Annotated in this window: 9 protein-coding genes and 1 tRNA gene; 4 read left to right on the forward strand and 6 right to left on the reverse strand. The window is 65.7% G+C overall.

All coding sequences use genetic code 11. From position 1 onward, the window contains the following. Positions 1-6: 6 nt before the first annotated feature. Together Q322_RS0108625 and Q322_RS0108630 are read left to right on the forward strand one after the other, a co-directional pair. Positions 7-2,931, forward strand: a complete 2,925-nt coding sequence (locus Q322_RS0108625) for an insulinase family protein (RefSeq protein ID WP_029477498.1) — start codon at positions 7-9, stop codon at positions 2,929-2,931. 109 nt (positions 2,932-3,040) lie between these two features. Next, a complete protein-coding gene (locus Q322_RS0108630) occupies positions 3,041-3,778 on the forward strand; it encodes a hypothetical protein (protein ID WP_029477499.1) in 738 nt (245 codons plus the stop codon). A gap of 49 nt (positions 3,779-3,827) precedes the next feature. Here the strand turns inward: Q322_RS0108630 and Q322_RS0108635 are convergent. Both Q322_RS0108635 and Q322_RS0108640 read right to left on the reverse strand, forming a co-directional pair. Next, a tRNA-Asn gene (locus Q322_RS0108635) sits at positions 3,828-3,902 on the reverse strand. A 121-nt stretch (positions 3,903-4,023) separates the two neighbouring features. Next, positions 4,024-5,877: an ABC transporter ATP-binding protein gene (locus Q322_RS0108640; protein WP_029477500.1), complete on the reverse strand. Its 1,854-nt coding sequence runs from the start codon at positions 5,875-5,877 to the stop codon at positions 4,024-4,026. Between the two features lie 288 nt (positions 5,878-6,165). Here Q322_RS0108640 and Q322_RS0108645 point away from each other — a divergent pair, with 288 nt between their 5' ends. Further along, positions 6,166-6,888: a zinc ribbon domain-containing protein gene (locus tag Q322_RS0108645; protein ID WP_029477501.1), complete on the forward strand. Its 723-nt coding sequence runs from the start codon at positions 6,166-6,168 to the stop codon at positions 6,886-6,888. Positions 6,889-6,939: 51 nt separating this feature from the next. Here the strand turns inward: Q322_RS0108645 and Q322_RS0108650 are convergent, their stop codons facing one another. Then, entirely contained in the window at positions 6,940-7,923 is a 984-nt protein-coding gene (locus Q322_RS0108650; RefSeq protein ID WP_029477502.1) for an asparaginase, read from the reverse strand. 115 nt (positions 7,924-8,038) lie between these two features. Here Q322_RS0108650 and glmU point away from each other — a divergent pair, with 115 nt between their 5' ends. Continuing rightward, positions 8,039-9,514 (forward strand): bifunctional UDP-N-acetylglucosamine diphosphorylase/glucosamine-1-phosphate N-acetyltransferase GlmU, encoded by a 1,476-nt coding sequence (gene glmU / locus Q322_RS0108655; RefSeq protein WP_029477503.1) that lies wholly within the window; start codon positions 8,039-8,041, stop codon positions 9,512-9,514. Positions 9,515-9,553: 39 nt separating this feature from the next. On the opposite strand, the gene folE is transcribed toward glmU, so the two are convergent. The 3 genes from folE to Q322_RS0108675 all read right to left on the reverse strand — a co-directional run bounded on the left by folE (position 9,554) and on the right by Q322_RS0108675 (position 13,156). After that, positions 9,554-10,183, reverse strand: coding sequence for a GTP cyclohydrolase I FolE (gene folE, locus Q322_RS0108660; protein WP_029477504.1), 630 nt, complete (start codon positions 10,181-10,183; stop codon positions 9,554-9,556). A gap of 101 nt (positions 10,184-10,284) precedes the next feature. Continuing rightward, positions 10,285-12,234 carry a threonine--tRNA ligase gene (gene thrS, locus Q322_RS0108665; RefSeq protein WP_029477505.1) on the reverse strand — a complete coding sequence of 650 codons (1,950 nt, stop codon included), beginning with the start codon at positions 12,232-12,234 and terminating at the stop codon, positions 10,285-10,287. A gap of 502 nt (positions 12,235-12,736) precedes the next feature. Then, entirely contained in the window at positions 12,737-13,156 is a 420-nt protein-coding gene (locus Q322_RS0108675; RefSeq protein WP_156952963.1) for a hypothetical protein, read from the reverse strand. Between the last annotated feature and the right edge of the window lie 384 nt (positions 13,157-13,540).

Below are 13,540 nucleotides of genomic sequence, written 5' to 3' on the forward strand. Positions count from 1 at the left end.
CCGTGCATGACCATTGCTGCTGCAACACCGCTGCCCGCCCTGCCGGGCGTGGGCGAACGCCTGGGCCGCTACACCGTGAACCGCGTGGAAGACCTGCCCGAGATGCAGGGCCACCTGATCCTGCTGACCCACCAGAACGGGGCCAGGCACGCCCATGTGGTGCGGGACGACGACAACAGCGCCTTCGGGGTGACCTTTCCCACCGTGCCGCGCGACAGCACCGGCGTGGCGCACATCCTGGAACACATCGTATTGATGGGCAGCCAGAAATACCCGGTCCCGGACCCCTTCTTTGCCATGTTGCCGCGCAGCCTGAACACCTTCATGAACGCGATGACCAGCAACGACTGGACCACCTACCCGTTTTCCACCCGCAACGAGAAGGATTATTTCAACCTGCTGGGCGTGTATCTGGACGCCACCTTCTTCCCGCTGATGCGCTACGAGAGCTTCCGGCAGGACGGACACCGCTTCGAGTTCGAGACGCCCGAAGACCCCACAACTGAACTGAAATTGCAGGGCGTGGTCTACAACGAGATGAAGGGTGCGATGGCCGCCCCCGGCGCGGTGATGTGGCGGGCCTTCGGCAAGGCGCTGTTCCCGGACCTGACGTATGCCAACAACTCCGGCGGCTCGCCGGGCGACATTCCGAATCTGACCTACGATAACCTGCGGGCCTTTCACGCGGCGCACTACCACCCCAGCAACGCCTTCTTCTACACCTACGGCAAACTGCCGCTGGGCCGCATTCTGGACGAGATCGAGGCACATGTGATGTCGCAGTTCCAGGCCCAGACGCTGGACGTGAGCATTCCCGATCAGACCCCATTCACGGAGCCGCGCCAGGAGCGCGTGACCTACCCCGGCAGTGACGTGGAGCGCGGCACCCAGGTCAGCGTGATGTGGAAACTGGGCCTGAGCAACGACGCCGACGCCAATCTGCGCTGGAGCGTGCTGAGCGACGTGCTGCTGGGCAACGCGGGTGCGCCGCTGACCCGCCCGCTGATCGACTCCGGCCTGGGCAGCGCGCTGGCGGACCTGAGCGGTTACCGCGATTCCTTCCGCGAGGGGGCCTTCGCCGTGGGCCTCAAGGGGCTGGGCGCAGGGAAAGTGGAGGAAGTTCAGGCGCTGGTGCTGGACACCCTGCGCGCCGTCGTGCAGGACGGCATCGATCCCGAACTGATCGAGAGCAGCCTGCACCAGTTCGAGATCGCGCAGAAGGAGGTCAGCAATTCCGGCTTTCCCTACGCGCTAGGCGTGATGTTCCGGCTGCTGGGGCCGTGGCTGTACGGCGGCGATCCGCTGACCGGCCTGCGCCTGGACGCCCAGTTGGAGAAACTGCGCGCCGATCTGGCGGCGGGAAAGGTGTTCGAGCCGATGCTGCAACGCGAAGTGCTGGACAACCCCCACCGCGTCACCCTGGAACTGGCCCCCGATCCCGAACTGGTGGCCCACATGGCAGAGCAGGAGCGCGAGCTGGTGCAGAGTCTCAGCGCCGACTTTACCGGCGAGGACCGCGCCCGCATCGTGGCCGAGAGCCTGAAACTCAAGGAACTCCAAGCGCAGGAGAACGATCCGGGCGTGCTGCCCACGCTGGCCCTGTCCGACGTTCCCGCCAGCGTTCCCCCGGTGCCGTACAGCACGGAGCAGGCGGGCCGCGCCCTCGTTGCCCGCGTGCCGCAGCCCACCGGCGGCCTGACGTATCTGGACGTGCAGGTGCGCCTGCCCGAGCTGCCCGGCGACCTGCTGGAAGTGCTGCCGCTCTACACCTCCGCCGTGACCAAGAGCGGCGCGGCGGGACAGGATTACGTGGCGCTCAGCCGCCGCATGGAGGCCGTGACCGGCGGCGTCAGCGCCAGCGCCAGCAGCGGCGTGCGCCCGGATGACCTGCACCTGCTGAGGCTGGCCGTGTCGTTCAGCGGCAAGGCGCTGGCCCGCAACGCGGAGGCGCTCGTGGCCGTGATGCGCGACATCATCGCCGCGCCCGAATTCACCCGCGAACGGCTGGAGCAACTGCTCAAGCAGCGGCTGGCGGGCCTCAAGGCCAGCGTGGTCAACTCCGGCAATGCCTACGCCGAGCGCCTGGCCGCCGCGCAGGTTAGCCCCGCCGCCAGCATCGGGGAGACCTGGGGCGGCCTGAGCGCGCTGGACCGCCTCAAGCACATTGTCGAGGAGGGCGGGCTGGATGACCTGCTGGACCGCTTCGGGCGCATTCACACGCTGCTGCTCTCGGGGCAGCCGGTGCTGTGTCTGACGGCCACCGAGGATGACCTGAAGCTGAACCTGACGCCGCTGACGGACCTGTTCACGGCTGACGCCCCGGTGGGCCACCCGCTGCCCCGGCCCCGCGCAGACGGCCCGCAGGCGCGCGTGACTGACTCGCCGGTGGCCTTTAACGCGGTGGCCTTCGAGACGGTGCCGTACACCCACCCCAACAGCCCGGCGCTGCTGGTACTGGCGCGGTTGCTGAGAAGCGAGTACCTGCTCAAGGAACTACGCGAGAAGGGCGGCGCGTACGGCGGCAGCGCGTCCTTTGACCCGCGCGAGGGCGTGTTTGCCATGTCCAGCTACCGCGATCCGCACATTCTCCGCACCTACCGCGTGTTCCGCGACGCCCGCGCCTTCCTGGATACAGAGCTGGGCCAGCGCGAGGTCACCGAGGCAGTCCTGTCGGCCAGCAAGGCGCTGGACCCGCTGACCAGCCCGGACACCGTGGGCCGCCTGCGTTTCTTCGGCGATCAGGCGGGCTTCACGCCAGAGGTGCAGGAGGCGTACAAGACGCGGCTGCTGGCGGTGGCAATGGCCGATCTGAAGCGCGTGATGGACGCCTACCTGACGCCGGAGCGCGCCGCCTACGCGCTGGTGGCCGGACGCGATCCCAACGAGGAAATGAACGAGCTGGGCCTGAGCTTCACGGTGCAGCCGGTCTGAGGATGGGAGGGACAGCCCGCCATTCCCTGATCCAAGGGTGAGAAAAATGCACGGCCCGCCTGAATGCAAGCGGGATTCCTTTCATGCCGTCGCCTGTCAGGGTGGGGCCATGTTCAACCAAACTAACCTGAAACGGCCCGCCGCCTCTTTCGCCGCCGTCATCGGTCTGAGCCTGCTGCTGAGCGCCTGCGGCGGGGGTGGGGGCGCGCCCGAACCCGATCCCATCCCTGACCCCCAGCCCACCGAACAGTTGGGGCTGATCAAGGGGCAGATCGCGCCCAAGATCACCACCAAGGTCCGCGCCGAGGAGCCGCCGATCTCCACGACGGTCGATGCGGAAGGTAAATTCGACCTGCCGTTGCCGAACGCTCAGGCCATGGCGACGACCTATCAGGACAATCTGATCAAGGCTACAGATTTGTTTGGCCCCTGTGAAATGGTAGTCACTGACGCGCCCGCCTCGTTGGAAGTTCGCCCGATCAACAAATTACGCCTTGATAATGAAGCCATTATCATCTCGCCGGTCAACCAGAACCCGGATATTTACAGCTACAAATCCTGGGTTTTTTCAGAGCAGGATGCCTCGTTTACTTTCAAAGGCAATTGCTTTGGCTTGGACGACGTGACCGCCAACGTGGTCCTGAAGCGTGGCTGGAACGTCTTCGACGCGCAGGTCAACACCAAGACCAAGAAAACCACTTACGCTCCGGCCACCACGCCCAAGCCGCTGGCCACGGATTACACGTCCTGGATCAAGTCCAGTGGGGGAACGTCAACGTCTGCCCAGTCACTCGGCGCGAACATTCTGGAACCCTGGAAGAACTTGCCCCAGTACCGCAACCGCTAACACCGTATGACAGCAAAAACCCCCGCAGCTTAAGCGGGGGTTTTTCTGGTGGCTCGGCAGGTAGGGGTCGAACCTACGACCATTCGATTAACAGTCGAACGCTCTGCCACTGAGCTACTGCCGAACACTGAACCTTCATGCGCTGGGCGCAAGGTGGCGGGCCGTTTCCGGCGCGAAAAAGATAGTACCATCCCCCCAGGGAACGCGCAAGCCCCGCCACAAAGCGCAGCGGAGACCACCCTGCCTCAGACCAGTTCCGCCTGCGCCTCCTGCTCCTGGCGGAATTGCAGCTCGTACAGATCACGGTACAGCCCACCCCGGGCCAGCAGTTCGGCATGGGTGCCGTCCTCGGTGACCTCCCCGGCATTCATGACCAGAATGCGGTCCGCGTTGCGGATGGTGGACAGGCGATGGGCAATGACGAAGGTGGTCCGGCGCAGCATCAGGCGTTCCAGCGCGGCCTGCACCAGAGACTCGGATTCGTTGTCCAGGGCGCTGGTGGCCTCGTCCAGAATTAAAATACGCGGGTCTTTCAGGATGGCGCGGGCGATGGCGACGCGCTGACGCTGCCCGCCCGACAGTTTGACGCCGCGCTCGCCCACCACCGTTTCGTAGCCGTGCTCGAAGGCGCGGATGAAATCGTCGGCGTTGGCGGCCTTTGCGGCAGCTTCCACCTCCTGCGGCGAGGCGTCGGGGCGGCCATACAGGATGTTCTCGCGCACGGTGCCGGAGAACAGCAGCGTTTCCTGTGGCACCAGGCCCACCTGGGCGCGCAGGTCCTCCACGCCGTACTCGCGCACGTCCTGGCCGTCCATGCGCAGGGAGCCGCCGGTCACGTCCCAGAAGCGCGGAATCAGGTTAACGAAGGTGGTCTTGCCCGCACCGCTGGGGCCGACCAGGGCCACCACCTGCCCGGCGGGCACATCCACATTGATGTGCCGCAGCACCGCCGCACCCACAAATTCAGACCCGCCGTCGTAGGTACTGTCTCTATAAGTGAAGGTCACGTCGCGGAATTCCACGCGGCCCTCGGCGCGGGCCAGGGGCAGAGGTGCGGCGGGAGAGGGCAGGTCGCTGCGCTCGTCCATCAGCTCGAAGATGCGGCTCGATGCCCCCAGCGCCTCCTGAAACTGGTTGAAGATGCCGGTCAGCGCGGCCACCGTGCCGCCCACTTGCAGCGCGTAGATCAGGAAGGTGACCAGATTGCCAGGGGTCATGCTGCCGGTCATGACCTGCCGCCCGCCGTACCACAACACCACCGCCAGCGCCCCAAAGGTCAGGAAGCTCATCACGCCGCCCATCAGGGCCTGCAAGCGGGCACGGCGCAGGGCGGCCAGAAAGCTGACCAGGATGCCCTGGCCGTAGCGGTTGCGTTCGACGCCCTCGGCGGTAAAGCTCTGGACCACGCGCACGCCGCTGATGGCTTCCTCGGCGTTGGCGTTGGCGGCGGCCACGGCGTCCTGCACCTCGCGGCTGACCTTGCGGATGCGCCGCCCGATAAAAATGGCGGTGCCGATGATCAGCGGAATGACCGCCAGCGTGAGCAGGCTGAGGCGGGCACTGGTCAGGATCAGCAGAATGACGGCCCCGATCAGGCTGACCGACTGCGCTGCCAGTTGCGCCAGCGCCGTGCTGGTCACGGTCTGCACGGTGCCCACGTCTGCCGTCAGGCGGCTGGTCAGGTCTCCGGTCTTGTGGTCCCCGAAAAAGCGCGGCGAAAGGGTGAGCAGGTGCGAGAACAGCGAGCGCCGCAGGTCCGCCACCACGCCCGCCCCCACCCGTGAGAGCAGGTACGACTGCGCCGCCCCGAACAGCGACGACAGCGCAAAGATGCCCAGCAGCAGCAGCACGGTGCGGTCCAGCGGGCTGGTGTCGGTGCTGCCCACCTTCAGAAAGGAGGCGTCGATCAGCCGCCCGAACAGCAGCGGGAAGACCAGATTCAGGCCGCTGGAAATCAGCGTAGCCAGCGCGCCCAGAATAAAGATGACCCGGTACGGCCTGGCGTAGGCCAGCAGCCGCACCAGTTGTTTGGGATCACGTTTGGGACGCGGCGCGTCGGGATCGAAGGTGGAGGCGGCACGGCCAGGGCGCGAGAACATGCCATCAGGCTACGCCTGTGCGGGGAGCCAGATGGCTGCAAGGGTGACCGAAGCATGAGCCGGGCGAGGCCGAACTCGACGCGCGCCCGATGACGGCTTCCCCCTCTCTGACACAGGATTCACCGGGGGCAGCGTGAATGCCCGGACGGCTGTCCCACGGACGCAGTTTTGTGCGTGACAGAGCTGAAGGGACAGCGGAAGACCGGGAGAGACCCGGCCCGCGCGGTCCTCACGTTTCCTTGCCCGTCTGGAGGCGGCCCCGGCGATTGGGGGGTACACTGGCGGGTGATGACTGATCTTTCCCCCCTCCGTCGCCTGCACCGCGTTCAGGAACTTGACCTTGGTCTTGACCGTCTGCGCGACGAGGAACAGAATTTTCCCGACGACCTGCGGGCGGCCCGTACCGAGCAAGAACGCCTCAACAACGAACTGGAGGACACCGAGATCACCCTCGAAGGTGTGGACAGGCGCGTGCGTCAGCAGGAGCAGGATCTGGGCGGCACCCGCGAGCAGATGGCGCGGGCCGCCGAGGAGCAGGAAAAGAACGCCTTCGACGCCCGCGCCCAGAGCCAGTACGGCAGCCGGATCCAGCAGCTCGGCGAGCGCGCCGACGAGATGGAAGAGGACCTGCTGCCCCTGCGCGAACGCCAGCGCGAGCTGAACGAGCGCGCCACCGGCCTGCGCGCCCAGCACCGCGCCCTGCGCCCCGGCCTGGGCAAGATGGAGGACAAGGACGACGTGCGTATCCAGGACCTGCGCGCCCAGGGCGAGGCAGACCGCCAGGAACGCGCCACGCTGGTCAGCGACCTGGACGCCCGCACCGTGCGCGAATACGACATGATCCGCAAGGCCAAAAAGGGCCTGGGCGTGGTGGAGGTCAGGAGCGGGCGCTGCACCGGCTGCAACGTGGTGTTGCCGGTCAACGTACAGCAAAAAGCCGCGCTGGGCAAGCTGCCGCCCGTGAAATGCCCGTCTTGTGGGCGCTTTCTGATCCGCTTGGATCTGGAGTAGGCGGCGTGGAGTAGGCGGCGGCAGCTAGACCGTTTGACGGTCAGACCGCCCCTAGAACCCCGCTTCCCCGAACACCCGCCGAATCTCCGCTTTCCGCAGGCCCGATCCCAGCAGCGTCAGCAGCAGGATGCGGGCCTTGTGGGCATTCAGGAAGCTGGCGGGAATGGCCCCGGCCTCCACCAGTGTCGCGCCGCCGCCCGCGTAGCCGTAGACCGGCAGCACCGGCCCGGCGTGCGTGCGGGTGGCGATGACCACGGGCTGCTCGGTGGCCGCGATCAGGGGCAGCAGTTCGGCGGGCAGGTTGCCGGTGCCCAGGGCAGCGATCACGATGCCGTCCGCCCCGGCCTGCGCCCCGGCGTAGCCCTCGCCGCGCCAGCCCGCGTAGGCGTACAGAATGTCCACGCGGGCATTCAGGCTGTGCGGCGCGTAGGTGCGGCGCTGTTCCGGGGTGGCGAAGAAACGGACATGGGCCGCGTCCTCTGTGCGATCAATCCGTCCAATCGGGCCGGGATAGCCGCCAAACGCGTCCACGGCGGTGGTATGCACCTTGGTCACGGTGCGCGCGTCGAAGATGTCGCCGCCAAAGATCACCAGCGGGCCGCGTCCGGCACTCTGCGGATGCAGCGCCACCCCGGCGGCGTCCAGCAGGTTGGCCGGGCCGTCCCAGGACACCTCTCCCGCGTGCCGCATGCTGCCGGTCAGGACCACGGGGGTGGGCGTCGAGAGCAGCAGGTGCAGCGCGAAGGCGGTTTCCTCCAGCGTGTCGGTGCCGTGAGTCACGACCATTCCATCAAAAGACGTGCCGTCATGCTCTGGCGCGAGCCTTGCGATCAGCCCGGCCAGTTCCAGCATGTGCGCGGGCGTGATGTGCGGGCTGGGCAGGTTCAGGGGCTGGAAGTCGTGGACCTGCACGTCTGTCAGGCCCGGCACGCTGGGGGCCTGCTGCGGGGTCAGGCCGCGCCCGTCGGGGCTGGGACGGCTGGCGATGGTGCCGCCGGTATGGATCACCGCGAGACGCTTGATGGAACGCTGCATACGGGGCATTGTGGGGCCTGCCGGGGTGCGTGGGCCACAGGTCTGAGCAGAGGTCTGACCAGCGCCTCACGGGACACAAATTCCGTGTACTACACTGGCGCAAAGGTGAAATGAAATGACTGTAACTTTACGTCCACTGGACGTGGTGATCCTTGCGGCGGGTCAGGGAACCCGCATGAATTCTGCCCTGCCCAAAGTGCTGCACCCCGTCGCGGGCCGCCCGATGGTGGCCTGGGCCGTGAGGGCGGCGCGCAAACTGAATGCACGCAACGTGGTGGTGGTGACGGGGCACGGCGCGGAGCAGGTGGAAACGGCGCTGGAAGGTCAGGGCGTGATCTTTGCCCGCCAGGAACAGCGCCTGGGAACCGGCCACGCCTTCATCTGCGGCATCGACGCCCTGGATGACCACAAACGAGCGGATGTGCTGGTCCTGTACGGCGACACGCCGCTGCTGCGCCCCACAACCCTGGAGGCCATGCTGGAGGACCACCGCGCGCGGGGCAGCGCCCTGACCCTCCTGACCGGGGAACTGCCCGACGCCACCGGCTACGGGCGGATCATCCGCGACGAACACGGCGATGTGGCGCGGATCGTGGAGCAAAAGGACGCCACGTCCGAGGAGGAACAGGTGGGCGAGTTCAACAGCGGCGTGTACCTGATGGACTCGCGCGCCGCCGATCTGGCACACCGCATCGGCAACGACAACGCGGCGGGCGAGTATTACCTGACCGATCTGCTGGGGCTGTACCGCGCCGAGGGCGAGGCCGCCCACGCCTTTAAGCTCAGCGATCCCGACGAGGTGATGGGCGCGAATGACCGCGCGGGCCTGGCCGAACTGGAGGCGATCCTGCGCCGCCGCATCAATGCCCGGCACATGCGGGCGGGCGTGACCCTGCAAGCCCCCGATACCATTCGTATTCAGGACAGCGTAAAGATCGCCCGCGACGTGACCCTGGAACCCGGCGTAATCCTGCGCGGCCAGACCGTGTTAAGCGGCGGCGTGACGGTGGGTGCCTACAGCGTCATCACCGACAGCGTGCTGGAGACTGGCGTGGTCATCAAGGCGCACAGCGTCCTGGAGGGCGCGCACGTCGGCGCGAGCAGCGATGTCGGCCCCTTTGCCCGCCTGCGCCCCGGCAGCGTGCTGGGAGAAGGCGTGCATATCGGCAACTTCGTGGAGACCAAGAACGCGCGGCTGGACGCCGGGGTCAAGGCCGGACACCTGGCCTACCTGGGCGACGTGACCATCGGCGCGGAAACCAACGTCGGCGCGGGAACCATCGTCGCCAATTACGACGGCATTAACAAGCATCCCAGCGTGATCGGCGCGGGCGTCTTCATCGGCAGCAACAGCACCATCATCGCCCCGCGCACGGTGGGCGACGCCGCCTTTATCGCCGCCGGGAGCGCCGTCCACGACGACGTCCCCGAGGGCGCAATGGCCGTGGCGCGCGGCAAGCAGCGCAACATCGAGGGCTGGTCCCGGCGCTACTGGGGCGGCATGCGCGGCAAGATGCAGAAGAAACTGCCGTGGCTGGCGCGCTGGCTGGAGCGGCAGGAGGAGGGCGAACAAGGAGGAGGGGGCCAGTGACGCGAATCACGGCCCCCGCTCACCCTCTCAATTTTCGATTCAGCGCGAGCGCAAGGTATTCTGCACCGCGCTCATGAACTCGGCGCGGGTTCTTGAATCGTCGCGGAAGACGCCGCGCATAGCGCTGGTGGTGGTGGACGAATTCTGCTTTTGCACGCCGCGCATCACCATGCACAGGTGGGTGCCTTCCATCAGCACCGCCACGCCCCTGGGGGCCAGCAATTCCTCGACGGCGTCGGCCAGTTGCGTGGTAATGCGCTCCTGTACCTGCAAACGCCGGGCGTACAGGTCCACGATGCGCGCAAATTTGCTGAGGCCCAGGATCTTGCCGTCGGGGATGTAGGCGATGTGCGCCCGCCCATAGAACGGCAGCATGTGGTGTTCGCACATACTGTAGAACTCAATATCCTTGACGATCACCATCTCGCTGCCCTCGGCCTCAAAGACGGCGTTTCCGGCAGCCTCTTCCAGGGTCATGCGGTAGCCGTCGGTTAAAAAGTTCCAGGCCTTGGCGACGCGGTGCGGCGTCCTGAGCAGCCCCTCGCGCGTGGGGTCCTCGCCCACCGCCGAGAGCCACTGCCCAGTCAAGGCGCTCAGACCGGGCAGTTCCAGCGCTTCTTGCCTGAGTGGATCGGCGACGAGGTCGATATCGGGGGCGTTCGTGGTCATCCGGCCAGTATGGCCCCTCATGAGACGGACCGAACGTAATGTAGGGCCAAAAGCAGCAGGCCGCCCCCGAACCCCGGCAGGCAGCCTCTCCCCCATTTGTGCTAGCTGCGGCTGGTGTAGCGTTCCAGCAATTCAGCCTTCAACTCGTCAAAGCCCACGCCCTTGCGTTCCCGGTGGCCGTCGGGCCAGCGTTCGCGGGTGCTGACTTCACGGGCCTCCTGCTCCTTGTCGCCCACCACCAAGATCACCGGAATCTTGGACAGTTCGGCGTTGCGGACCTTGGCCTGCATACGGTTGGAGGTGTCGTCCACCTCGGCACGCAGCCCCGCTTTGTGCAACTCGGCGCGCAGTTCCTCAGCGTAGGCGTTGTGGCGGTCCGCGATGGGAACAATGGCGATCTGGCGCGGGGCCAGCCACAGCGGAAAGTCCCCGGCGTAATGCTCGATTAAAATGCCCACGAAGCGTTCCAGGCTGCCGAAGGGCGCGCGGTGGATCATCACCGGGCGGTGGTCCTGACCGTCCTCGCCGACATACGAGATGTCAAAGCGTTCGGGCAGGTTGTAATCCACCTGGATGGTGCCCAGTTGCCACTCGCGGCCCAGCACGTCCCTGACCACGAAGTCCAGCTTGGGGCCGTAAAACGCGGCGTCGCCCGGCTCGATGCTGTAGGGCAGGCCCACTTCCTCCACCGCCTGAATAATCTGGTCCTCCGCCAGTTGCCAGTTCGCGGCGTCGCCCACGTACTTGTCGCTCTCCGCATCACGGGTGCCGACGCGGAAGCGCACGTCGTTCATGCCGAAGGTCCGCAGCACCAGCACGGTCAGGTCCAGCACGTCCAGGAATTCTTTTTTAAGTTGATCGGGGCGGCAGAAGATGTGCGCGTCGTCCTGCGTGAAGCCGCGCACCCGCGTTAAGCCGTTCAGCTCGCCGGACTGCTCGTAGCGGTACACCGTGCCGAACTCGGCCAGGCGTACGGGCAGGTCACGGTAACTGCGCGGCTTGCTGGCATAGATGCGGACGTGGTGCGGGCAGTTCATCGGCTTGAGCATGTACTGCTCGTCGTCCACCGTAATCGGCGAGAAATTGCTGTCGGAGTAGTTCTGGTAATGCCCCGAGGTCTTGTACAGCTCCAGATTGCCGATGTTCGGCGTGATGACGCCCTGATAGCCGCGCTGGAACTGCTGCTCCTTAAGGAAGGCTGCCAGTTCCTCGCGCAGCACCGTGCCGTTGGGCAGCCACAGCGGCAGCCCCTTGCCCACCAGGGGGTCAATGGTGAACAGCTCCAGCTCGCGGCCCAGCTTGCGGTGGTCACGCCGCTTGGCCTCTTCCAGCCGCTCCAGGTACTCGTCCAGCTCTTTTTGCGAGGCAAAGGCCACGCCGTATACGCGCTGGAGGATCGGGTTTTTCTCGTTGCCACGCCAGTACGCGCCGCTGGTGCTGGTCAGCTTGAAGGAGCCAGGCAGTCGGCCTGTCCTGGGGAAGTGCGGCCCCCGGCACAGGTCCACGTAGTCGCCCTGCTGGTACAGCGTGATCGGCTCGTTTTCGGGCAGGCCCTCGATCAGCTCTTTCTTATACGGATCGTTTGGAAACTGCGCCAGGCCCTCGGCGCGGCTGACCTCGCGGCGCGAGAAGGGCAGGTCGCGTTTGATGATCTCGCGCATTAGCCCCTCAATCTCGGGCAGCTCCTCCTCGCGCAGCGGCTCGGGCAGATCGAAGTCCTGATACCAGCCGTTCTCGATGCTGGGGCCGACGCCGCGCTTGATGGCGTCCGCCGGAAAGCCCTTGGCCGCATAGAACTCGCCTACCGCCTGGCTCATGACGTGCCCCAGCGAGTGCCGGAAGACGCTCTGGGCCTGCCCCGGATTCTTCTTGGTGATCAGGCTGATCTCCGCACCTTCGGGCAGCGGGGTCATCAGATCGGTGAGAACGCCGTTGGCGGTGGCGGCGAGAGCATCCTGGGCCAGCCGGGGACCAATTGCCTGAGCGGCGTCCAGGGCGGTCGCGCCCTGCGGTAATTCCAGTTGTTTTCCATCGGGAAGAGAAACGTGCATATAGTCAACTCCTGTATTCGACCCAAAAAAGCCCGATCTGACCGCACTCCAGCACAACGCCTGAAAACCGGGTAAGGGCTTTCAGGCGCGTGGAGTTCGCGTGTTCAGACCGGGCCGTTCAGACATTCGCAGCCACACGCCTACCATCACCAGATCGGAGTGATGGACGCGCGGCTTCATGGGGGCAAGATAGCGGGTCGGGGGCGAGGGGAGCAAGCTGGGGCGACGCTGTGGTTCAAGAGCGCGCCGCGCCACTGCACCTTGCGCCACAGCCACCCGTTCCAGACCGTGAGCAGCAGGCCCAGAACGGTGACGGTAAATCGCAACTCCTGCATTTGCACCGGCTGGGGTCAGGGCAAAAAGACCGCCGCGACGAAGAGGTTGGAATCCCCAACCTTCTGGTGCGCAGCGCCCGCGTCATCCAGCGGTTCTGGGGCGTGTTTGACGAGGAGGACGCTGCCCACGACAGCCAGCGCACGCCTCGCACCATCAGCGGCACGCTTCACGCCGCATTCCGCAGAGCTTTGGGGAGGAGGGCGAAGGTGGCCTGGGGTCGGTGAAACCAGGTGACCAGGCAAGCGACAAAACCCACAACGAGCATTGCGGTCCAGTCCCGCACGGCATCGCGCATAAAAAGCTGGACCAGAACCAACGAGAGGGGGCCGGAGAACGCGCCCAGCCCTCGCCACAGGATTACGGCTGCCACCCTGGAAAATCGCCTGACCACGAACCGTTCGACGCTCGCTGTTATCACGTAAAAAGCCCACCACAGGACAGACGGCAGCCAACTGAAGACACGGTCCACCCACCAGTCGGCCAGCGGCAGAAAGATGATGAATACGTAGCTCAGGACGACAAGAGAACGCCACCACCCACGTGGATAAAAGCCCTCTGTCAGTGCACGCCAGGTGGCCGGGTCCACCTTCAGCCCATCCACCTCTGCCCGCGTGAAGTGCGATTCTTCCAACCTGCGCCTAACCTCCCGCGAGTCGCCTAGCGCGTGCAGCGCCGCCGCTTCAGCATCCGGATGACCTCAGTACCCGACACTTTTCGAGGGGGCTTGAAATCCGTCGTCCAATACGCGAAAACAGAGCGCGTCTCCCGTTGCCCTGAAATCGTTCAGTCTGTGCTTCGTTTCCCACTTCCCCCAATACCGCAAGAATCAGGTGGAACTGCTCGCCTTGCTCGTCCTGGCCTTGATTGGAGCCAAAGACGTTCGCCACGCGGCACTGGCCGAGCGTTGCCCTGGCAACGCTCAAACGGCTTCCGTCATCCGCCAGATCGAGCGATTCTTTCACCAGCATCC

It is taken from the genome of Deinococcus frigens DSM 12807 (assembly GCF_000701425.1).
GTDB lineage: Bacteria > Deinococcota > Deinococci > Deinococcales > Deinococcaceae > Deinococcus > Deinococcus frigens.